This is a genomic window from Stenotrophomonas sp. GW821-FHT02D01, from assembly GCF_059421765.1.
This window is the reverse complement of sequence record NZ_JBWKVP010000006.1, coordinates 25,725-46,477: the sequence shown is the minus strand read 5'-3', so window position 1 is coordinate 46,477 and position 20,753 is coordinate 25,725. Positions and strand designations below refer to the sequence as shown.

The following is a 20,753-nucleotide window of genomic DNA, read 5'->3' as shown; positions in this document are numbered from 1 at the left end:
GGGTGCCGGCCATGTCGGCACCGCATCCACGCATGGCGTGGATCTACTGAGGCGGTGCGACATCCACGCATGGCGTGGATCTACCGAGGCGGTGCGGCATCGATGTACCCGAAGGCCCGGGCTTTGCAGTAGATCCACGCCATGCGTGGATGACGCAATCCATCAACCCACCAAGCGCAGCTTCTCCAGCGGTACCCAACCGGCCTCGCCAGCCGCCGGCACACACCACGCCCACCCATTGAGCGTGCGCACGCCGCGCAGGTGCTGCCCCGGGTCCACATCCAGCTCGCGCGCGCAGTAGTCCTCCGTGGCAAACGCGCCACCCTGCGCATCACGACCGATCACAGGCGCCGGCACGAACCCCGGCTGCTGTCCCTCGGCCTCGCACAGAAACCAGTCTTCCCAACCCTCGGGCCCCTCATATCGCGCGCCCACCACCAGCGCCTGGCCACGGTGCAGGGTGATCGGGTGCGGAAATTCGCTGCGGTGCGCAGCCATCACGATGTAGTCCATCGCCCCATGGTGGCAAAAAAAAGCGGCCCCGCAAAAGCAGGACCGCCAGGGTGGGCCGGGATGGGGGAGGGAATCCCGGCCCGCGTTCAGCGCCCAGACGAGGGAGAGAGGCGCCGAACGCTGGAACGCGTTAAGCCGCTGCCACTTCCGCCGCCTCATGCGACGGCAGCGCTGCCAGCGCACCGGCAATCGCGTCTTCGCGGTGCTGCGGCGAATAGGCAATGCCCTCGGCACGCACGAACTCGATGTCGTTGATGCCCCAGAAGGCGAACGTCTGGCGCAGGAAGGGCTCCTGGAAGTCCGCCGGCGAATCGGTGTAGATGCCGCCACGGCTGCTGACCACGATCACCCGCTTGCCACCGGCCAGGCCCACCGGGCCGTTCTCGGTGTACTTGAACGTGCGCCCGGCCACCGCCACGCGGTCGATCCAGGCCTTCAGGGTGGAGGGCACGCTGAAGTTGTACATCGGCGCACCGATCACCACGATGTCTGCGGCCAGGAACTGCTCGAGCACCTGTTCAGCATCAGCGGCCTCGGCCGGGTCGGTCTTGGCCAGCGACCCGCTGCGCAGATGCGGTACCGGATTGGCGTCAAGATCGCGATAATCAACCTGCAGGCCGTCGATCTGCTGCTTGAACTGGGCCACCACGGCGGCGGTCAGGTGGCGGGAGACGGAGTTGTCGCCAAGCACGCTGGCGTCGATGTGCAGAAGCTTCATGGCAGTACCTATGTTCGGGAGAGGTGGCGGGCTTGCCGCCGACGGAGAGAACGATAGGTTGTTGCATCGACGGGATAAAGGTGGTTGAATGCCACGTATTGTTCTACCAATGGAACTCGGGTATGCATGACCTGAATGATCTGTACTACTTCGCGATGGTGGTCGACCACGGCGGTTTCGCCGCCGCCGAGCGCGCACTGGGCATCCCCAAGTCGCGCCTGAGCCGCCGTATCAGCCAGCTGGAAACCGACCTGGGCGTGCGCCTGCTGCAGCGCTCCACGCGCCGCTTCGCCGTCACCGACGTCGGTACCAGCGTGCACCGCCACGCCCAGACCATGCTGGCCGAGGCGCAGGCCGCGCGCGAGGTGGTGGACCGCCTCAGCGCCGAGCCGCGCGGCCTGGTACGCGCCAGCGTGCCGGTATCGCTGGCGCAGATGCAGCTGCCCAAGCTGCTGCCCAAGTTCCTCGAGCAGTACCCGAAGGTGCGGCTGCAGCTGAACATCAGCAACCGCCGTGTCGACATCATCAACGAGGGCTACGACGTCGCCCTGCGCGTGCGTTCGCGGCTGGACGACGACGGCAGCCTGGTGATGCGCAGCTTCGGCCAGGTGCAGGAACTGCTGGTGGCCAGCCCGAAGTACCTGGACCGCGCCGGTCGCCCGAAGGACCCGGAAGAGCTGGCGAACCATGTCACCTTGAGCATCAGCGAGGACGAAGCGCGCCAGCGCTGGGAACTGCACGGACCGGAGGGCGCGGTGCGCCGGGTGGACCTGCAGCCGCGCGTGGCCGGTTTCGACTTCCCGCTGCTGCAGAGCATGGTGAAGGACGGCTTCGGCATCACCATGCTGCCGGAAACCGTCTGCGCCGATGCCGTGCGCAACGGCGAGCTGGAAGTGGTGCTGCCGGACTGGTCGCTGCCCCAGGGCGTGTGCCATGCCGTGTTCGCCTCGCGTCGCGGCCTGCTGCCGGCGGTGCGGGTATTCATCGACTTCCTGGCCGAACACCTGCCGCCGCAGCTGGAGGCCTCGCGCCTGGATTGCGGTGGCGCCTGCGAGAAGGCCAAGGAGCGTATCAAGGCCAGTGCGCTGGGTGCGTTGGCGGTGGACGCGGGCTGAGGCCAGCCTCCGATGGAACAACGGTCTTGGGCAAATCGCCCGGCCGTGCGAGAATGCGTGCCCGGCCAGCAGGCTGGGCCGATACGGAGAGATGGCCGAGCGGTTTAAGGCACCGGTCTTGAAAACCGGCGAAGGGTTAAACCTTCCGTGGGTTCGAATCCCACTCTCTCCGCCAGAATTTTTGAAAAGCCCCTAGAAATAGGGGCTTTTCTTTGTCTCAGCTATTGCTGCCCGCCCGCTTACCCATCCTGCGCAGGCCGATTCAGGGCGATCTGCTGCCGAACCCAGCCTTTCACCTCGGATTGTATCCACGGTACGCGCCTTCCGATGCGGATTGATCGCGGAAAGCGGCCGGCCTTGATCTCGCCGTAGCTGAAGGTGGTGCCAATGCCGGTCATCTGCCGCACGCGGTCCAGCGACAGCAGCTCTTCCAGCTTTTCAGCCGCGCCCATGAGGCAATCGAGCAGTTGCAGACGCAGGCTGATGTGGATGCCTACGATGTGATGGCGGGCTGGCCACCAGTACCCGGCCTGGGACACGAAGGCCCCCTGTCGCTGGATTGGATGCGGACTGCCTGCTGTCGCATCCATTACGCTGCCACAACGCGGACTGCGGCGATTGCGGCCATAGCTTTTCGCCAACCGAAAGCGCCCGCTGATGCGGAGCGATCGCTGCAGGCCAAGGAGACGAAGAAGTCCCGGGAGGACGTGCGGATCGCTGGCAACAAGATCGAGCGCGCCATGGGTAAGCTGGCCGACCTTAAGCGCGCCGAGGGCAGGGGCCGGGACAGCCGGATGTTCTCCGGCGTCTACGCCTCGGTGATCGTTTCCGAGGGCGGCAAGGTGACCATCAAGCCGATGCGCTATCAGTGCCGCCTGGCCGGGAAGCCGGCCAACTACGACCAGCGTTTCCCTGGCACCTACAACGCCCGCCGCGACAGCCTGGAGAAGTTCTGGGCACCGGCCTTCGGCCACACCCACGGCTTGATGGTGGTCGATATCTTCTACGAGAACGTGGAGGGTCTGGACGGCAAGAACCAGGTGGTGCAGTTCACCCCGCGGACGGGTGAGCGAATGCTGGTGGCCTGCCTGAGGTCGCACTGGGTGGACCCGGCCGGCAAGGAGCCGGATCTACTGTCGTACGCGGCGATCACCTGCGACCCGGTATCCGAGGTCGCCGCCGCCGGCCACGACCGCACCATCATCAACATCAAGCCCGAGCAACTCGACGCTTGGCTGAACCCGGATCCGACCAACTTGGCCGCGCTGTACTGGATCTTTGACGACACGGCACCCCTTCTACGAGCACATGTCGTCAATGTGTAGCTGTAGGTGCCGGCCATGCCGCACTCATTATTTGATATGGCATGCAAGTGCTGTCAGTAACGATTGACTGTGCAGTTCGTCGCACTAAGATCTGGTGCAAATGAGAACCGCTCTTGATTGGCGGGCTGCTCGGATGGAGTCGAGCTCATCATTGCCGATTTGGTGGCGACTGAGCTGGATGTGACGTCTCACCAACAACTTCGCGAACGACGGGGAGCTGTTGGAGTTATGAACAGGGGAGAGAATTTTCGCTGGCCTGAGGCGGCTACTACGTGGCCACTATTCAGGCTCCTATTGGTGGCCTTAGCCATCGGTGTTGCAACGATCGCGGCGGTTTTCCTGTTTGCCGTGAGCATTGGACTGGCGCAAGTCACCGGAGCAGCGTTTCCGACGGTCGCGGCGTTGGAGGATGTCCCCGGCACCGTGGGTACGGAGTATGCCATTCAAGGGACTCATGCAGTCCTCTTCGCTCTAGTGGCACTGGCTGTACTCGTCGCGACGATGATCGTTTATCAACGCCGGGCCTCTTCCCTGCTCGCACCCTCTGGCTCGATATGGATCTTCTACGGCGCAATGGGCGTTCTGATTGCTGTTGTCGCGCAAGGCGTGCCCAGTATCTACTGGCTCGCAGGGGAGAAGGTTGGTGATATGCCGCTTTTCCGGGCTCTAAGCACTGGAGTAGGGGGCCGCTACCTTCTATCTAATGCTCTCTTCCTGCTTGTTATGGCAGCCGCTGAAGAGATTGTGTTCCGTGGCGCTTTGCTTCATGTATCCAGGACATTCACTGAGAGGGTTTGGATACTGTGCATTTTTAACGGCTTGCTGTTCTCTGCGGCGCATAGCTCATTCGATCCAGTTCCATTCCTCGCCCGCTTTGCTTCAGGCATGCTTTGGACTTGGCTGACATTGAGAACTGGATCCATCGCATTTGCGGTTGCCTCGCATTGGGTTGGAAATCTCTACATATCGCTTTTCGTGACACCGGTATCCCTCGCCAGTGACGAAGGATCTACTTGGTTCGATCTGCTGGCTGAGCTCTCGACAGTGGCACTGACTGTAGGTCTGCTCTTGCTCGTAATTCATAGAGTCGGGCCATTCAAGGCTCTGAAACGCTCCACAGTCTGATCGATAAAATCCACTAGGGAATTCTCACGATGGAAGACGCGTTTGACGGTCTAAGTGACCACGAAATATTGACCGCGGGTGGCAACCTCTTAGGTAGGCTGGTTGGGTTGGAATGCGCTCTTAGGACCCTGATTGCCGCGCATCACGCACCTGAAAGGGTGGAGTTTGTGTGGGATCTGCTGTGGGCCTCAGTCGTTCGCGCCGAGTGCGATTCACTCCTCCCTGGGTTCGATCATGGATTGCTTGATCAGGGGCGACGTTTGGGTGGCGATATCGCGGCTGCGTCCTTGGCTAAGCGGACAGCGTCGTAGCGATTTAGCGAGTTCAGTCGCGCGTCTGCTTTTCCAAGAAGTCTGCGAATCTCGCGATGCTTATCGCCTGGCGCCGTGAGCACTTGGGGCAAATCAAAACGGCACCACGCTCTAAGTCAATGAGACCTTCACCGGGCCGGGCAGTGAAGTGGCACGTACAGCTGAGGCAGCGGCAGACCACCTTGGTCACCTGGAGAAGGTGGCCTTCGCCATCTTCTTGGCCGGAAACATCGCTGAGGAGAAACAACCCCGTATCGGCCAAGCTGCAGACTCCCTGGCGTGCGCGATCGCCGCCCTTGTAGCGATATTACACCTTGCTGAATGCGGCAGCTTTACACGCTGTGGTGACTGATCGGTTCAATGCGACGGCGCCTGAGCAGCGCCGCGCCGGTGCCGTCGGCCGAACCGTTCAGTCACGCTGCCCTGCCGTTCGCAGAATTTGCGACGCCCGGTCGTATGCTCCTGGCCATGCTTCCCATGCACGGCTATCAAGGTTTCCGCACTGCACCGCCACCCTCCGGCTGGGTCCAGCTCAGGGACATATGGGTGCTGTGGTGGAGTGGCCGGCAGATCGCCCAGATTTCGTCGGCGAAGGAGCGCGGGGTGCGAGTGCACCTCGATGCCCGGAAGATGTGGCAGACCAAGGATGTATGGGCGGCGAGCGTCGACCAGGGCAAGCGGTACGCCGAGCGGTGGCGCGCGGCCAGGCTCTACCCAGAGATGCGGCTGCGAGCCGCTGTGGCTCGGATGGTGGACGACTCCCCGAGCGAACCTCTACCGACGCTGCCCGGCCTGCCGCCGACACCCGAACAGCTGCAGCAGGCCCGGCGTCTGGCCGAGGCGGGGACTGAGGAGCTGAAGCGGGTCAAGGAAGCGCTGGAGCCGCGCAGGCCGGAGGTCATGACCGGGGCGAAGGATCCAGAGAAACTGTGGTTCTGGGCAAGGCTATGACGGTCGGCTTGGGCCTAATTCTTGCTGGTCTAGGCATCAGTCTGTGCGGAGTTTGAGGTCGGCCCGGATTCCGTTGGACATGGATCTTCGTCCGCGCTCATGTTTACGAATTCGCCCTCAGTCTGATGTGAAAAACCGTAGATGCATTTGAATTTTATCAGCAACCTTAGGCGTCCAATGTTCACAGCCACTCTTTGTCTGTTGCGATAGGAAAGCTCCTCCTGGAGCGTTACTACCACCAACTCTTTGCCGACTCCAAAAATGCTGCCAGGCGCCATTCGCACGCGCTCCGATACCAGATCTTGATCGACACCTTTGGTTAGAGCTTTAAAAAATCCGTCGAGCCCGCTGCGGGTGGTCATATCCAGAGTCTGTCCATCAATCTCCGCTGAGAACGACACAACGGACGCGGGGCCGAATCCCTCGTTCCGAATGCTAAGGAGATTTCGTGAAGTGGACATGTGGAACTCGAGCAATGGCTTTGCGCTTAGTACATTGTGCCGTCGCTGGACCGAACCTTGCTTGATTGCGAAGTACAGGGCGATGAGTGCGATAATTGCGCTCAGTACCGCGATCCAATCAGTAGTGCTAAGGCCAAGTAGTGATGCTGCCACGTCAGGCGTTCCAGCATTTATGATTTGCAGTTTCACGCGCCGTCCTTCCTTGGCTTCAAGGAGATCAAGCTTAGCAACGTGCAGCAGTGAATTGGGGGCGGCGACGATCACAGCTGCCCCGGAATATCGAGGAAGTCTTTGGATGCGCCACTGTGGTTGAGGACCGTTGGCAGGTTGGGATTTGGCGTCGCCGATGATAGTCTTCGCCCATTCAGGGGCATGGATGGATCCAATGGCAGTTCGGCTCGGGCGTCTGGCGGTTGTACTGGAGGAGGGGACCACTGGCGACAGCAGGCCAGTGCGGGGGATGGTCATGACTTCCCAAGGGGCTGTAGAAGCATGGGTGAAGCCCGTGGCTGACCTGCAGCGCGTGCAGGTCGAGGTCGCCTGCAGTCTATTGGGACAATCTCTTGATCTTCCCGTTCCTGAGCCGCTCGTGGTGCTCATTGGCCCCGAATTTGGTGGTCCCGGTATCGGATTCGGCAGCGGCGCCGTTGGTCACCCCAACGTTGCTCGCTGGATGGATACCGCCGCAGAGGTCGTTCTTCGTCGCCTGAAGGAGTGGGCCAAGGTCGTCGATGCGGCCTGTTTCGACGAGTGGATCGGGAACTGCGATAGACATCCAGGGAATATGATTTACGACGGTCAAGGCTTTTGGTTGATCGATCATGACAAGGCAATGCATCCGCTGATTGAATTGGATGCGCTATCCCCGATAAACCAGCTTTTTGAGTTTGTTATTGATGGCGCCGACGAGTCGAAACTGCTGAAGTTGCAGCAGGTTGTGGGCGCGTCCATGCACGAAATGCAAAAATGTTCGGTTCAGGACCTTATCGACCAAGCAGACTCTGCGGCTTGGCCACCGGCTTCACTGATACCGCTTCGTGACTGGCTTACGGAGCGCCAGAATCACTTGGCGAGACTGGGTGGCGATAGAGTTCCCGCCCGACAGCTGGGGGTGATTTGATATGTGGAATGGCATTAACGTCGAAGCCTTTCCTGCGGCGCCTTCAGGAAAGTTTGCTTGGGCACCAATCTTTCTGGAGCCGATGGTAGGTAGTGGCGAGCGTATTGCGTTCGCGGTTGCCGCCTATTGTCCGGAGCAAGGCGGGTTTGTTCAGCGCACTATTTCTGATGCGACCCTCCAGTGCATGTACGGTGGTCAGAGCACCGCTATTGGCGGATTGATCGCCTTCGCGGTGGAATCGGTGCAGGATCATTTCGCCAGCGGTGAGCCGCTTGAAAGCTGGGACTCGCCGTTTGCCGGGTGCATGCTGGGCCCGATTCGCACTGCTCTCGCGAGTAGTTCCGAGCAGGCTGCCCACATGGGGGGTAGGCTTATCGCCAGTCTATGGAAAGCAAGCCAGCTACAAGTGCAGGATTTGTCGGATGGAAGATCCACGATGGATACTGACCAGTGGACGGCCCTCATTAGGGCCGAGGTGCTCGGTGCCAACCCCGCACTCGAAGTCCGATTCAATCACGAAGTTCGTGTTAAGCACGGTGCGAGTGCCACTCGAATTGGCTACTTGGGAGAGAAGATAGCCGCGAATTTTGATGCGCTCGTGGCCTCCAACATGACCATTAGACGACAGCGAGCGAAGTCAAAGCTGATGGATCTCCAAGCACTTCGCCGGCATGATCGGCTGCTCAATACTAGACACTCCTATGAGTTGATGTTGTGGGTTCCTCCCGCAAATAGTCCAGATTACTCGGAGCAACAGATCGACGTGGCACGCTCTGCCTTCTTGGAGTTGGAGGAGTTTGCGGATCGAGAGAACCTCCGAGTGCGAGACCTGAATGATCCAGCTAGGGCGGCTGCGATAATTCTTCATGCCGAGGCTGCCTGAGGTTCGCTGGACATCTAAGCCCCGGTTACTCAGAGCGGCTGTTGCAGTAGGTTGACCAAGCCTCCATCAATGTACGCCGCTTCTCCAGCATGGTTCCTCGCTTGTAGGCTGCCTTGGCCTTATCGCGGATCCTATGTGCAAGAGCGGCCTCTGAAAGGTCGTCCGGGAAGTCGGTGGTCTCGCTGGCCCAGTCCTTAAAGGTCGACCTGAAACCGTGAACAGTGATGTGGCTAAAGCCCATCCGCTTTAGGAGAGCCAGCATGGCGTTCTCGCTCAGGGTTTCGTTGCTGAAGTCGTTGGGGAACAGCAGACCCCGTTCCATGCGTGGTCGTGCGAGCGCCAGCGCAGACTTAGAGAGTGGAACTGTATGCTCCACCTTGGCTTTCATCCGGTCGCCAGGTACGGTCCACGTGCCGGCGGCGAGATCCACTTCCTGCGGCGCGGCTCCCAGCGTCATGCCAGTGCGGGCCGCCGTGAGGATGGTGAACTCGAGGGCGCGCGCTGCTTCGCCGTGGCGGGATCTCAGGGCGGTCATGAAGGCTGGAAGTTCAGCGTACGGAAGGGCGGCGAAGTTCTCGACCTTGGTCACAGCCGTCGGCTTCGGGAGGATCATGGCCAAGTGCCCGCGCCATCTCGCCGGGTTTTCCCCATTTCTCTTCTTCTGCACGGTTGCCGCGTCAAGCACGGCTTCAACGCGCTGCCGCACGCGACTGGCAGTCTCTGTTTTGGTGGCCCAGATTGGGCGCAGGACGGCCAGGACATGATCGGTTTCGATTCGATCCACCCGCAGGTCTCCCAGCACTGGCTTGGCGTAAGTCTCTAGGGTGCTGGTCCACTGGGCGGCATGCTTCGGGTTGGTCCACCCGACCTGACGCTCAGCAATGTAAGCCACGGCAGCCTCCCAGAACGTCGGGATGGAGGAGGTCACCACCGCGGTTGCGCGCCGCCCGGCGAGCGGATCTTGCCCGGCTTGAACCATCTTTCTCGCGGCGTCAGCCGCCGCCCGCGCATCGGCCAGACCGATCACATGAAGCGGGCCAAGTCCCATCTCTGGGCGCCTTCCCTCAAAGCGATAGCGGAATACCCAGCTCTTGGCGCCCGAGGCGGTCACCTGTAGGTACAGGCCGCCGCCGTCGGCGTGGTAGCCCGGGTCGATGAGCGTGGCCACGCGTCTCGCCGTCAGGCGATTGATCTTCAATCCCATTTCCTACCCATCCATGTACCCGCCCAGCAAGCGCGACTTGCCGCGAAGGCGTACGAATCAGACCGGATGGTGAAACCTAGCTGGCGCAAGGACTGAGACTGGTTTCACGAAGGCGCACGGAAGCTAGGGAACGCCCTAAATTCAGACACTCTCTCCGCCAGTTTTTTCAAAAAGCCCCTGGAAATAGGGGCTTTTCGTTGTCTACGCCGCTCGCCCCATGCTTTCACCCACATTCTGTGGATTCGCCGGCGACAAAGCGGTCGATGTGCTTTTTCCACCATACGTGACGCGCTCCGATCTTATATGAGTGCGGGAACGAGCCTTCCTTCATGCGGCGATAGATCCACGACTGGCCGAGGCTGGTGCGGATGGCAACAACCTCGATCGGCTGCAGGTCCGCGTGCAGTTCCGCGACGGTTATTTCGCGCGTGTTCTTCGACGGCATGATGTCCTCCTTCAATTCGTGGCCAACGCAGCGCGCAGCTGCTCGGTGGCGGTGTTCATGCGTTTGCTCCTAACGGCAATCCAGGTTGCGCAACGCTGTTGCTTGCCTCAGCGATCCCGGCATAGTTCGGGTCCAACTCAGTACCGGTGAACTGGAAGCCTTCGAGTACTGCGGCCTTGCCAGTGCTGCCGCTGCCGATGAGCGGGTCCAGCACCACGCCCCCGGTTGGAGTGACCAGCCGGCACAGGTAGCGCGTGAGATCGGTCGGCTTCAGGGTAGGGGGGGTGTCCCTTTTTGGGGCGACCTGATCACCCTCATCGCGGCGGATAATTTGCTGCCCACTGGTGCTGGACAGCATGCCTGCGGCCGACTTCTTGCACGCGTCCAGGCCGGCACCGCGATCTGCGTTGGTTGCCCTAGCGCAATAGAAGAAGCGGGCTGCGCTGCCCTCGTCGATGTGCAGTTGACCTGGCCGCATCTTGAGGATGCCAGCGCTTTTCTCGCTCGGCGCGCTGTAGCTGATCGGCGCCTGCTGTCCCACCGCATCCGGTAGACTCGAAGGCCTACAGGGAGGCCATATGAAGAAGGTTGCTGTTTTGGGATTCGTTGCAGCGCTCGTCGCGGGGTGTTCCTCGACGCCAGTCACCCCCGGAACCGCCAAAGCTGTGTCAGCCAGTAGGGTGTACGACGCCAGCTACTTTAATGGCAGTGCCGAACGGTCGGCCACAATCAAAGTGACCCGTGACAAAGGATTTGCAGGTGGTGGTTGCTCGTTCGACATCCTGATTGATGATCAGAAGGTCGTTGCGTTGAAGCCAAGCGAATCGGCCAGCATGCACGTGGTGCCCGGCTCGTATTTCCTGAAGCTTGAGGCCGGCGGCGGTCTCTGTCAGAACGTCTCAACGTTCCAGAATGTGACTATCGCTGCTGGCGACGAGCTGGTCTACCGAATTCTCTGGCCTGCTGGCGGTCGCCCGACGATGGAGCGGAAGTAGATCCCGCTCGATAGTCGCGTCACAAAGGTCTAGCCGACGCGTTCCAAGCGCTGGATCAAGTAGGCCGCCAAGAATGCAAAAACGCCCCGAAAGGGGCGTTTGCATTTGTGCTGCAACGAGAAAGTGTCGTCAGAACGCAGGCTCGATCACCGGCGGTGACTCCACTGCAGGGAAAGATAGCCGGTACTTCCGCGTTGTATCGGCATCTACAAAGATCTCGGTCGAACGGCGTCTGGCCAGCGCGGATTTGGTGGCATTGAATGAACACAGGCCGGGGCCGTCAATTCCGGTTACCGTCAGCAAGTGCCGGCCTGGCTTCAATGCGAAGGTGACTGATTCGGCTGTGTTGAGATGGGCGGCCATCTGCTCATCGACCATAACGCCTATTGCACACTTGCTACCAACAGCGCCGATGTCGCGGGTTACCACCACATTCCCGGTGGAAGCGCCTTGGTCGGGGAGTGCAAATACCCGATCTGCAGGTGCCGGCTTGACCATTGCTGCGTCGGGTTGTTTGGTGGGCATGAAGCAACCTGCGGCCAGCAACGGAACAGCGAGCATTGTGATCTTTGCAGCTATGGAATGCATATTCTTCCCCCGAGAAAATCGCCATTGATAGGCGGGTGGCACCTTTCAGCGTGACTTTACACGAATCCGGCGAAGGTAAGCCGCGATCACTGGCTGTCGGAATCCACCCGTATGAGCAGCAGGAGCAACAGCCGCGGAGCATCATGTGGTCTATGGAGTTGACGAAATTTTTTGGGCCGCACAATGCATTGGTGTTGATTTTCACGTTTTGGGATCAATGCTCTCTGATCTAAGTCTTGATACCACTTCGCGACGCATTTCCCTCTCGATCTGCTGAAAGGACGCGTGGACGATGGTTGCGCCAAGGTACTCGCCTTGGCCGGGATTGGCGTCTCGAACTTACATGATGCGCGACAATGCATGCTCTGCCAGTTCATGGCGGATGGTGCGTGGGGATCCTGTGATCCGTCGGCTTCTTGCGTCATGTATCCGGCACGCCAACCCGCACCGTCCGCCACCTTGCATCTGCAGGTGGCTACACCGCGAGGTTGCCGCCATGCCTGACCTGCTTCCCGACTATCCCCGTCTGCACGCGCTGCTCGGCGATGCCGTGCGCGATCTTCCCAATGCTCTCGCCGAAAAGATGGAAGACGCACTCAGTGATGCCGCCGAGTCCGCGCCTCCGTCGGCGTTCTTCACGTTCCTGCAAGGCCACGGCAAAGGCCATCGTGCGGACGGCACACCGTGGTCCGAAAAACGCCTCACGCCCGGCCGCGCATTCGATCTGGCCTTGGCCACCCGCAGCGCATCGGGCATCACCGCGCTCACTGCCATGTTGCACGCCGCACACGTAGCGCGGGAGAACGACGATCCGGGCTCCTATCCGTCGGCAGCGCTGGTCGATGGTCTGTTTGATGCATGCGAAGCACTGTCGCTGCAGGTAGAGCGCTGTCTTGACCCTTGATTCACAGGTGCGCCGCAACGGGAAGGGTGGGGACTTCCAACGTGGTCCCCATGCCTGCGGTTCAAGCGCCGTGCTAGTCGCTGTCGCTTTCTGCTTGCTCTGCGCCGCTCAACCGCTTCGCGCGCTCTTTCAATTCAGTCGCCAATCGTCGCTGTTCTGCGTGCGGCATCCTGGCGGCGGCGAGAATGACATTGGCCAGTACATCGCTATCGGCCAATAGATAGGCGAGAGGAACGCCCAGTTCGGCAGCCATCTTGCCGGCAGTGGCAAAGTCCGGCTCCGACGTGCCCTGTTCGTAGCGTGTCACCCGGCTGGACACCACATCCTCAGACAAGCCAATGCGCCGGCCCAGCTCGCGCTGGGAAATGCCCATCGCCAAGCGCGCTTCTTTGAGGCGCTTGGTGAACTGGTCGCGGAGAGATGTGGGGGACATTACCCGCCTGGGCGCATCCTGTAACGGTCTACAGGATGGCAATCGCCCCACAATTCGTATGCTACATTATTTGTAGCGCCGTGATTCGGAGTAGCGTATGAAGCCGTCTTCGCGGCCAGCGCCGCTTGGCAGCACAACATCGGCAATCTGCCTTGCCTGCGGATACCGCGGCCCGATGGCCATCCGCAATGGCCGCGTGCATTGGTCTAGCTCCGGGTGGGCATTCACGCTTCTCGCGCTGCTTGGCGGTGCAGTTGGTTTCGTATTGATGGGCGTCACCGGGATGCTGGCCATGTCGATACTGATCGGCATTGTGGGTGCACTCGCGGTCCGCCCGGCATCTGCCTACCACTCCTGCCCGCAGTGCCACGTCGATCTGCAGTGGCGATGAAGGTACCAACTGGCACGGCGATGGAGGTGCGTAGGAAAATTCTGATCGTGGGCGGGTAGTGATGACGTTCCTGTCCCGTTGATCGGCCTTTGCCTATAGTGGAGCCAAACCCTGCAATGGAATGGCCCGATGCACCCGATGTCCTCCGGCCGGTGCCTGGCACTCGCAATCGCAATCGCCGTCGCTGTGAGCGCCAGTGCCTGCGCACGACCGCCATCCACCGAACACGAAAGGAATCCCGCCATGCCTGGCGCAACGCAGACCGGCCGTACCCTCAACGGCCACACCTACACCGACGCGCCAGTGGACGTGAAGCTGGGGCCGAATACTTTCCGTATCCCCGCCAACTATCTGGACAGCCAGATTGCGCCTTGGCCCGGTGAAGGCGTTTCGCTGGTCATTGAATGGCCGGACATGACGCCGACGTTGCCGGGGGCGCGGGCTAATCCAAGGACCAATGATTTCCGCAAGGAGATCGCGGTGGCGGTGAACTACATCGACAGGATTCCAATCGAAACGTCGCTTGCGCGACTGTCGTCCAACGAGGCCATCACCGAGGAGGGATCGGTGGAACGTGGTGATCCACGGGCACGCCTGGACCTGCGGATTGCCCGGCCAGCGACGCTGGGGCTGGTCCCTTATGCCATCGATGAAGAGAAGATGGCCCGCTATTCAAAGGACTACGAGGCCCGCTACGGCAAGCCTCCTGTTCGAAACCCGGCCTATGAAGATGACTGGTATGTTGCGCGCAACGAAGATGGTCAGCTCACCACATTTATAAAGTGCGAGACCATCTCGTTCCGGGGTGATGGCGTGCGCCTGGAAGGCAATCAGGTGATCGACCTGGAAGACCCGGTGGCAGCAGGATGTACGCACTATTTCGTGGATGTCGAGAACAAGCTCTCGATCACCTTGAACTACAAGCGGGTATTCCTGAAGGACTGGAAGCGTATGGAAGACGCGGTACTGGATGCCTTGGCACGCACCAAGGCCAGGTGATCCGAAGACAATTCAAGGAGTAAGTCATGGGTGGACTGACCCAGAAGGACATCAGGATCCTCACTGCCTACGCGGATTCGGGCAACCGGGAGCTCTACTGGAACTATCTCTCGCAACTTCCCGGTGCAGACGGTTATGGAACGCTGGCGTTGGGTGTTGTGCGCAACGACAGCCTGCCCGGGCGGGTGGCAAACAGCTACGCTCAGGAACATGCGAGAACGCAGCACGACGATGGTTCACGCTTCCCCAATGCGGTGTTGAGTGAACGGCAATGGGAAGCCTTCGGACAGAGTCTGCTCAAGCAGGACCTCGTGTTGCGGCAGTACTGGTCGCAGCAGCAGCGCCCGGATCTTGCCTTGAACCTGCCCGGCAAGGATGTGATGACCGCGCACGACCGTGCGTTCGAGCAGCATCGCCTGGATCCCAATTGCTGGACACCCCGCGTGCTGCTTCAGGCCGCACTGGAAAAGAGTGGCCCGCAGAAGCTGGAGCAGATCTGGACCAACATGCTCGACAACGATGGGGCCGGACTCCCGCGGGTGGGAAGTACCAGCCGCGATGCGATCACCCAGATGGGATTGAGCAAGGGGAGCCAGTACCTCGGCACGCTGACGTTCCATGAAGTCACCCAGGCCCTGGGTGGCCGCTCCTCGGTAGACCCCAACGTCATCGGCGGCCTCAATTCCTACGCGTTGTACTTTGAAAAGGACAGCAAGTGGGTCAGTGTGACCTCCGGCGGTGGGCACAGTTCGCTGCGCGAGATCACCGATCCGGCCCGCATCGCCGAACTCAACGACGCGCGCGAAGTCCGCCTGGAGCGCCAGCAGAAGGCCACCCAGTTCCACCCGGAAGATCCGTACCGAACCATCACCCGCAGTCCGCTTACCGCATCGGCAGATGGCCTGCCGGATCTCCAGCGCACACCCACCCGTCTGGCGGACATTGGACCGGGCCACGCCGAGTACAGTCTGCTGCAGCAGGTCAGCGGGCATGTCGCCGGCATCGATGCCAGAGCAGGACGCACGCCGGATGAAAGCAGTGAACGTCTGACCGCCAGCGTGATGGCCCTTGCCCGTCAGAACAACCTGGACCGTGCCGACCATGTGCTACTCAGCGCGCAGACGGCGGACAGCCCAGCGGGCCGCAACGTGTTCGTGGTGCAGGGCGAGATGAACGACCCGGCACACCTGAGGGCTTCCATGCCCACCGATGTGGCCGTGCAGACACCGGTAGAGCAGTCGTTGCAGCGGCTGGAACTGGCCAGCGCGGAACGGCAACAGGCCCTGTCCCAGCGTCAGCAGCAGGAATTGGACAACCAAGTGCGCGAGCATCCGGCAATGCGGCAGGCATAGTGCGCAGCAAGGGGGCAGTGGGGTATTCCCATTGCCCCCGCACCCGTCACTTGCCCGGTGCGTCGGCTGTCTGGGCAGCCACCATCGCCTGCTGCATTTCCTTCAGCGACAGGTAGCCATCGCCGTCGGTATCCAGTCCCGTGAAGTACTTCGCAATCTCCGGCACCACGGCCGCTTCTTCCTTGCTGATCTTTCCGTCCTTGTTCTTGTCCATCGCAGCGAACGCGGCATCGATCGAGTCAGCCTGCTTACTGAAGCGTGCCTGCTGATACGTAGCAAACTCGGCCTTGTCGACGCGACCGTCCTTGTTGCTGTCCATCGCAGTGAAGGTGGAATCGATATAGGCCTGTTTCGGGTCGGCTGGCGCCGCCTGTACAAGCAGCGGGGCGGCGCACAGCGCGATCAGCAGGGCGGTCTTGTTCATATGCATTGCATGTAGTCCTTGAGCGAGGGAGTCAGCGGCAGGGGTAGGTGTAGCCATCGCGGTCGCGATAGCTGTCGGTACGGCGGTCGTAGTTGCCGTAGCGGTTCATGCAGTAATCGGCGCGCTCACGTGTTTCCCGCTCGCGCTTCGCCGCTGCCGCAATCACGCCCGCCACCACGGCCGCACCCACGACGCCTACCACTACGCCTGTGGCCTTGGCGTCGTGTCGGCGCTCACGTTCGCGTTCCCGCTCGCGCTCGCGGCGCTGCCAGTCATCGCGCTCGCGGTCACGATAGTCCTGGTTCCACTGCGGGTTGTGGCGGTCGCCACGCTGCGCATGGGCATCGCCCGAGTAGGGCAGCAGCACCAGCAGTTGTGCGGCCGCCACAAGCAGCAGCACAGTCCTTCCTGTTTTCAGAAACATCGTCCAGCTCCTGTGCGGACATCGTCGGTAGCTGCAGTACACACCGCAGACATTGCGCGAACCTGCCGTCACGACAGGTAATTGCAGCGCCTACCGGACCAGAGCTTCCACCGGATCCAGCTGCGCCGCGCGACGTGCCGGCAGGAAGCCGAAGCCGATGCCGATCAGGCTGGAACACGCGAACGCCGCGATGATTGAATTCGCTGAAAACACCAGGCTGAATCCCACGTCGGCCAGTGCCAGCACTGCGCCCAGAAGCAACGCCACACCAATGCCCAGCACACCACCAAGCAGGCACACCAGTACCGACTCGATCAGGAACTGCTGCAGGATGTCGCTGCGGCGCGCGCCCACGGCCATGCGTACGCCGATCTCACGGGTGCGCTCGGTCACCGACACCAGCATGATGTTCATCACCCCGATACCGCCCACCACCAGCGCGATGGCGGCAATGGAGCTGATCATCATGGTGAGGATGCCGGTGGTCTGTTCAATCGACTGGCGGATCTGCGCGTTGTTGCTCATGTAGAAGTCGGTACTGCCGTGGCGGCGCATCAGCAAGCGTGCAATGGCCTGCTCGGCCACGTCCATGCTGATCGCATCTGATACGCGCACGGTGATGCTGGACACATGGCTCTGGCCCAGCATCCGCGCCATGGCCGTGGTGTAGGGCATCCATACCCGTAGCAGCGAGGTGTCGCCGGCCGCGCCAGCGTCCTTCTTCACCACACCCACCACGCGCACCGGCACGTTGCCCAGCAGCAGGGTCTGCCCGATGGGGTTCTCGGCTGCGGCGAAGAAGCGCGCACGCGTGTTGGCATCGATGATCGCCACCTGCTGGTAGCCAGCCACACCCGGTGCGCCGAAGAAGGCGCCTTCCCCCAGCTTCAATCCGTGCACGCGGAAGTACTGTTCGCTGACGCCCTGTACCTGCACGCTGGCCGAACGGTTGCCGCGCAGGGCGGTGCCCGTGGTGGCTACGCCCGGGGTGGCGCTGTCCACGAACGGTTGCCCGGCCAGGGCCGCGCTGTCGCCCGGAGTAAGGGTCTCCACCCGTGCCGCGTGCAGATCGCCAAAGCCGGAGCCTGGATAGATCTCGATGGTGCTGGTGCCCAGCGAAGAGATGTTGGACAGGATGGCCTGCCGCGCGCCCGTACCCAGCGCGACCACCGAAACCACCGAGGCGATGCCGATGATGATGCCGAGCATGGTCAGGAAGGTACGCATGCGGTGTGCATTCATGGCGCGCAGGGCCATGCGGAAGGCCTCGGAGAAGCGATCACGCACGGCCTGCCAGCCGCTGCCATCGCTGCGTTGCGGCAGCGCGGTCGGCGCCATGCCCGCTGCCGAGGCAGTACCCGTCGCACGGTCATCGACAATTCGACCATCGCGGATCTCGATGACGCGCTGGGCGTGTTCGGCCACCGCCATGTCATGGGTCACCAGCACCACCGTGTGGCCTTCGGCATGCAGCTCGCCGAGGATCTTCATCACTTCCTTGCCCGACTGTGTATCCAGCGCACCGGTAGGTTCGTCGGCAAAGATCACCGCACCGCCATTCATCAGCGCGCGGGCAATCGACACGCGCTGCTGCTGGCCACCCGACAGCTCGCCGGGCAGATGCTGCATGCGTTCGCCCAGGCCCAGCCGCGCCAGCAGTTCGGCGGCCCGCGCCTGGCGCGCGGGGGAGGGCATGCCGGCATAGATCGCCGGCACTTCCACGTTGCCCAGCGCGGTCAGGTCGGCCAGCAGGTGGTAACGCTGGAAGATGAAGCCGAAGTGTTCCCGGCGCAGTTCGGCCAGTTCGTCGGGCGACATCTGCGCGGTCTGGCGTCCTGCAATCTGGTATTCGCCGGCAGACGGCCGATCGAGGCAGCCGAGGATGTTCATCAGCGTGGACTTGCCCGAGCCGGATTGGCCGACGATGGCCACCAGTTCACCGTCGCGGATGTCCAGGTCCACACCGTCCAGCACCACCAGGATCTGTTCACCGGCGGTGAATTCACGGCGCACCCCACGCACGCTCAGCAGTGGCTCGCTCATGACTGCACTCATCGGGGGTGCACGGGCGCGGCGGCCGCTTCATCGCTGGCCTGCACCAGCACCACCTGCTCGCCCCGCTTCAAGCCGCTGCGTACTTCCACCTGGATCTGGTCATCCAGCCCGATGGCGATGCGCCGCGCCACGGCGCGCCCGTCTGCACCACGCACCTGCACGGTGTAGCTGCCATCGCCGGCCCGCGCACCCAGCGCGGCGGAGGGAATGGTCAGCACGTTGTGGGCACGGCCGAGCACGATGCGTACCTGGGCGGTCATGTAGCTGCGCAGGCGCCCATCACTGTTGTCCACGTCGAACTGGCCGTTGTAGTACATGGCGGTACGGCTGCCGGCGGACAAGGCCGGTGACGTGAGGCTGGATGCATCTTCGTTGGTGATCGATTCGGGCGCTGGCGCGATGTCGCGCAGCGTGCTGCTGTAGCGGCGGCCCGCATCGCCAAGGATGGTGAAGAAGGCTTCCTGGCCGACCGTGGTGTGCACAACATCGGCCTCCGAGATCTCGGCATAGACGGTCATCACGTCCTGGTTGCCCAGCATCACGATGGTGGGTGCGCTCTGTACCGCGTTCACCGTCTGCCCTTCGCGAGCGACGACCGCCAGCACTGTGCCGTCGGTGGGGGCGGTGATGCGGGTGTACTCCAGGTTGGTCTGCGCGATGTCCACGTCGGTCTGCCGCTGCACGATCTCACCGTCCAGCGCGGTGATCTGTTCGCGGGTCGCGTCCACCTTGGCCTTTGCAGCATCGAAGTCGGCACGTGCCACCAGCTGCGATGCCACCAGTTGCTGCTGCCGCCGCAGGGTCAGTTCGTACTGGCGCAGATCGGTGGCCAGTGCATCGCGGTTGGCGCGTGCGGTGCGCTGCGCCGCCTGCGCACTCAGCAGCGCATTGCGTTGGGTGCGTGAATCGATGTCGGCAATCGGGTCACCGGCCTTCACCTTGTCGCCCAGCTGCACGTGCAGTGTTTCGATGCGACCGGAGACCTGCGCGCCCACGCTCACCAATCGCGATGGCTTCAGGGTACCGGTGGCCTCCACCACCTGTGCGATGTTCCCACGTACCACCGGCGCGAGTTGCAGCGGCGGCGGCGGAGCGGGCCGCAGCCATAGCCAAGCGGCAATGGCAGTGCACAGTACCGCACCAGCGATGATCGGCAGTCGGCGGTGTTTGCGCGGCGCGGTGCTCATTCGCACAGCATCCAGAAGGGGCAGGTCATTGGTGGTCCTCGCGGCAGGAGAGATGCACGCGCCGGGTGCCGGGCGTGGATGGCCGTCGAGTCTCGAGGTGCTGGGTTGCGTGAACCTTGCGCCGCTGCCGTGGTTGTCAGTTCACTTCCATGGCGATGACCAGCGCCACGGTGATGAACTGCAGGGCACTGGCCAGCACCAGCAACGTGCTGCGCAGACGGTCGGACGTCATGCGCAGGCTGCAGAGCTGGCACACCGTGCCGATCACCAGCCCTGCGACGGCGAGCGTGCTGATCGGCTGCACGTGCACGCGTTGTATTGCCAGCGGGACCCATGCACTGGCCAGCATCATCCAGGCTGCATGCCTGTCGACGGTGCGCATAGGAGCGGGGAGGGTTCGCTCTGTGGTTGATCGCCATGCGGACAGCGCGTGCAGTGCGGCATGTGCGACGACGAAGAGCAGCACCGCGCTGGTCAGGGCTGCGTGTGCATGGCGGTGCGTTGAAACCACCAGTGCACCGCCTGGCAGCAACAGGAACAGCGCAGCAAAAAGGCGCATCAGTGCGTTCGGACGCTTCGCCGCAGGGATCGCGCGCAGCCACTGAGGCCAATGCGGCATTCCGCGCGCGCGATCGGCATGCGAGCGTCTATTCCACGCAGCCGCGGTCAGGTCGGATGTGGCCGGTGTCGCGCGGGATCGGGCAGAAGAGGAGGGGGGAGGAACTCCTTCGGTCACGTGCAGGCTTCCTGTCAGGACGGAACGCGATGGCACCGCAGACGCCATCGATCCGATGCTGCGCAGCGAACATTGCCGCAACCTTGCCTGTCAT

25 protein-coding genes and 1 tRNA gene are annotated in these 20,753 nt (G+C 62.0%); 12 read left to right on the top strand and 14 right to left on the bottom strand.

Going from position 1 to position 20,753, the window contains the following annotated elements; translation table 11 throughout:
• Nucleotides 1–162: 162 nt before the first annotated feature.
• On the bottom strand, nt 163–513 hold the full coding sequence (locus AC07UW_RS13385) for an SH3 domain-containing protein (protein WP_447945299.1): 351 nt from the start codon (nt 511–513) through the stop codon (nt 163–165).
• 130 nt (nt 514–643) lie between these two features.
• Nucleotides 644–1,231: an FMN-dependent NADH-azoreductase gene (locus AC07UW_RS13380; RefSeq protein WP_033831454.1), complete on the bottom strand. Its 588-nt coding sequence runs from the start codon at nt 1,229–1,231 to the stop codon at nt 644–646.
• A gap of 122 nt (nt 1,232–1,353) precedes the next feature.
• Here AC07UW_RS13380 and AC07UW_RS13375 point away from each other — a divergent pair, with 122 nt between their 5' ends.
• On the top strand, nt 1,354–2,346 hold the full coding sequence (locus AC07UW_RS13375) for a LysR family transcriptional regulator (protein WP_025878750.1): 993 nt from the start codon (nt 1,354–1,356) through the stop codon (nt 2,344–2,346).
• Between the two features lie 85 nt (nt 2,347–2,431).
• Nucleotides 2,432–2,521 (top strand) — tRNA-Ser (locus AC07UW_RS13370).
• 64 nt (nt 2,522–2,585) lie between these two features.
• On the opposite strand, the gene AC07UW_RS13365 is transcribed toward AC07UW_RS13370, so the two are convergent.
• Entirely contained in the window at nt 2,586–2,798 is a 213-nt protein-coding gene (locus AC07UW_RS13365) for a helix-turn-helix transcriptional regulator (protein ID WP_495212222.1), read from the bottom strand.
• Nucleotides 2,799–2,813: 15 nt separating this feature from the next.
• Between AC07UW_RS13365 and AC07UW_RS13360 the strand changes: the two genes are divergently transcribed.
• The 3 genes from AC07UW_RS13360 to AC07UW_RS13350 all read left to right on the top strand — a co-directional run bounded on the left by AC07UW_RS13360 (nt 2,814) and on the right by AC07UW_RS13350 (nt 6,058).
• Nucleotides 2,814–3,671: an SOS response-associated peptidase family protein gene (locus tag AC07UW_RS13360; RefSeq protein ID WP_495212221.1), complete on the top strand. Its 858-nt coding sequence runs from the start codon at nt 2,814–2,816 to the stop codon at nt 3,669–3,671.
• Between the two features lie 297 nt (nt 3,672–3,968).
• Nucleotides 3,969–4,796: a CPBP family intramembrane glutamic endopeptidase gene (locus AC07UW_RS13355; RefSeq protein ID WP_495212220.1), complete on the top strand. Its 828-nt coding sequence runs from the start codon at nt 3,969–3,971 to the stop codon at nt 4,794–4,796.
• Nucleotides 4,797–5,575: 779 nt separating this feature from the next.
• Entirely contained in the window at nt 5,576–6,058 is a 483-nt protein-coding gene (locus tag AC07UW_RS13350) for a hypothetical protein (protein ID WP_495212300.1), read from the top strand.
• Nucleotides 6,059–6,087: 29 nt separating this feature from the next.
• Here the strand turns inward: AC07UW_RS13350 and AC07UW_RS13345 are convergent, their stop codons facing one another.
• Nucleotides 6,088–6,987 (bottom strand): hypothetical protein, encoded by a 900-nt coding sequence (locus AC07UW_RS13345; RefSeq protein ID WP_495212219.1) that lies wholly within the window; start codon nt 6,985–6,987, stop codon nt 6,088–6,090.
• A 37-nt stretch (nt 6,988–7,024) separates the two neighbouring features.
• Here AC07UW_RS13345 and AC07UW_RS13340 point away from each other — a divergent pair, with 37 nt between their 5' ends.
• Nucleotides 7,025–7,639 (top strand): hypothetical protein, encoded by a 615-nt coding sequence (locus tag AC07UW_RS13340; RefSeq protein WP_495212218.1) that lies wholly within the window; start codon nt 7,025–7,027, stop codon nt 7,637–7,639.
• 1 nt (nt 7,640) lies between these two features.
• On the top strand, nt 7,641–8,522 hold the full coding sequence (locus tag AC07UW_RS13335) for a hypothetical protein (protein ID WP_495212217.1): 882 nt from the start codon (nt 7,641–7,643) through the stop codon (nt 8,520–8,522).
• Between the two features lie 25 nt (nt 8,523–8,547).
• Here AC07UW_RS13335 and AC07UW_RS13330 read toward each other — a convergent pair whose 3' ends face one another.
• The 3 genes from AC07UW_RS13330 to AC07UW_RS13320 form a co-directional block, all read right to left on the bottom strand.
• Nucleotides 8,548–9,726 (bottom strand): tyrosine-type recombinase/integrase, encoded by a 1,179-nt coding sequence (locus AC07UW_RS13330; RefSeq protein ID WP_495212216.1) that lies wholly within the window; start codon nt 9,724–9,726, stop codon nt 8,548–8,550.
• A gap of 223 nt (nt 9,727–9,949) precedes the next feature.
• A complete protein-coding gene (locus tag AC07UW_RS13325) occupies nt 9,950–10,171 on the bottom strand; it encodes a helix-turn-helix transcriptional regulator (RefSeq protein ID WP_495212215.1) in 222 nt (73 codons plus the stop codon).
• Between the two features lie 55 nt (nt 10,172–10,226).
• Nucleotides 10,227–10,712 carry a DNA methyltransferase gene (locus tag AC07UW_RS13320; RefSeq protein WP_495212214.1) on the bottom strand — a complete coding sequence of 162 codons (486 nt, stop codon included), beginning with the start codon at nt 10,710–10,712 and terminating at the stop codon, nt 10,227–10,229.
• A 37-nt stretch (nt 10,713–10,749) separates the two neighbouring features.
• On the opposite strand from AC07UW_RS13320, the gene AC07UW_RS13315 reads away from it, so the two are divergent.
• Entirely contained in the window at nt 10,750–11,166 is a 417-nt protein-coding gene (locus AC07UW_RS13315) for a hypothetical protein (protein WP_336029409.1), read from the top strand.
• A 129-nt stretch (nt 11,167–11,295) separates the two neighbouring features.
• Here AC07UW_RS13315 and AC07UW_RS13310 read toward each other — a convergent pair whose 3' ends face one another.
• Nucleotides 11,296–11,727 (bottom strand): hypothetical protein, encoded by a 432-nt coding sequence (locus AC07UW_RS13310; protein ID WP_336029406.1) that lies wholly within the window; start codon nt 11,725–11,727, stop codon nt 11,296–11,298.
• A gap of 523 nt (nt 11,728–12,250) precedes the next feature.
• Between AC07UW_RS13310 and AC07UW_RS13305 the strand changes: the two genes are divergently transcribed.
• Complete coding sequence (locus AC07UW_RS13305; RefSeq protein ID WP_336029404.1) at nt 12,251–12,658, top strand: hypothetical protein; 408 nt, start codon at nt 12,251–12,253, stop codon at nt 12,656–12,658.
• 73 nt (nt 12,659–12,731) lie between these two features.
• Here AC07UW_RS13305 and AC07UW_RS13300 read toward each other — a convergent pair whose 3' ends face one another.
• A complete protein-coding gene (locus AC07UW_RS13300) occupies nt 12,732–13,091 on the bottom strand; it encodes a helix-turn-helix domain-containing protein (RefSeq protein WP_495212213.1) in 360 nt (119 codons plus the stop codon).
• A 97-nt stretch (nt 13,092–13,188) separates the two neighbouring features.
• Between AC07UW_RS13300 and AC07UW_RS13295 the strand changes: the two genes are divergently transcribed.
• The 3 genes from AC07UW_RS13295 to AC07UW_RS13285 all read left to right on the top strand — a co-directional run bounded on the left by AC07UW_RS13295 (nt 13,189) and on the right by AC07UW_RS13285 (nt 15,833).
• Nucleotides 13,189–13,482, top strand: coding sequence for a hypothetical protein (locus AC07UW_RS13295; RefSeq protein ID WP_495212212.1), 294 nt, complete (start codon nt 13,189–13,191; stop codon nt 13,480–13,482).
• 129 nt (nt 13,483–13,611) lie between these two features.
• On the top strand, nt 13,612–14,481 hold the full coding sequence (locus tag AC07UW_RS13290) for a Smlt3025 familytype IV secretion system inhibitor (RefSeq protein ID WP_495212211.1): 870 nt from the start codon (nt 13,612–13,614) through the stop codon (nt 14,479–14,481).
• 26 nt (nt 14,482–14,507) lie between these two features.
• Nucleotides 14,508–15,833, top strand: a complete 1,326-nt coding sequence (locus AC07UW_RS13285) for a Smlt3024 family type IV secretion system effector (protein WP_495212210.1) — start codon at nt 14,508–14,510, stop codon at nt 15,831–15,833.
• A gap of 46 nt (nt 15,834–15,879) precedes the next feature.
• On the opposite strand, the gene AC07UW_RS13280 is transcribed toward AC07UW_RS13285, so the two are convergent.
• From AC07UW_RS13280 to AC07UW_RS13260, 5 genes are all read right to left on the bottom strand, one after another.
• Entirely contained in the window at nt 15,880–16,257 is a 378-nt protein-coding gene (locus AC07UW_RS13280; RefSeq protein ID WP_495212209.1) for an EF-hand domain-containing protein, read from the bottom strand.
• A gap of 31 nt (nt 16,258–16,288) precedes the next feature.
• Nucleotides 16,289–16,681 carry a hypothetical protein gene (locus tag AC07UW_RS13275; protein WP_088100240.1) on the bottom strand — a complete coding sequence of 131 codons (393 nt, stop codon included), beginning with the start codon at nt 16,679–16,681 and terminating at the stop codon, nt 16,289–16,291.
• Nucleotides 16,682–16,771: 90 nt separating this feature from the next.
• Complete coding sequence (locus tag AC07UW_RS13270) at nt 16,772–18,724, bottom strand: MacB family efflux pump subunit (RefSeq protein ID WP_495212208.1); 1,953 nt, start codon at nt 18,722–18,724, stop codon at nt 16,772–16,774.
• Nucleotides 18,725–18,732: 8 nt separating this feature from the next.
• Nucleotides 18,733–19,923, bottom strand: a complete 1,191-nt coding sequence (locus tag AC07UW_RS13265; protein WP_495212207.1) for an efflux RND transporter periplasmic adaptor subunit — start codon at nt 19,921–19,923, stop codon at nt 18,733–18,735.
• A 136-nt stretch (nt 19,924–20,059) separates the two neighbouring features.
• Nucleotides 20,060–20,707, bottom strand: coding sequence for a hypothetical protein (locus tag AC07UW_RS13260; protein WP_495212206.1), 648 nt, complete (start codon nt 20,705–20,707; stop codon nt 20,060–20,062).
• Nucleotides 20,708–20,753: the final 46 nt, after the last annotated feature.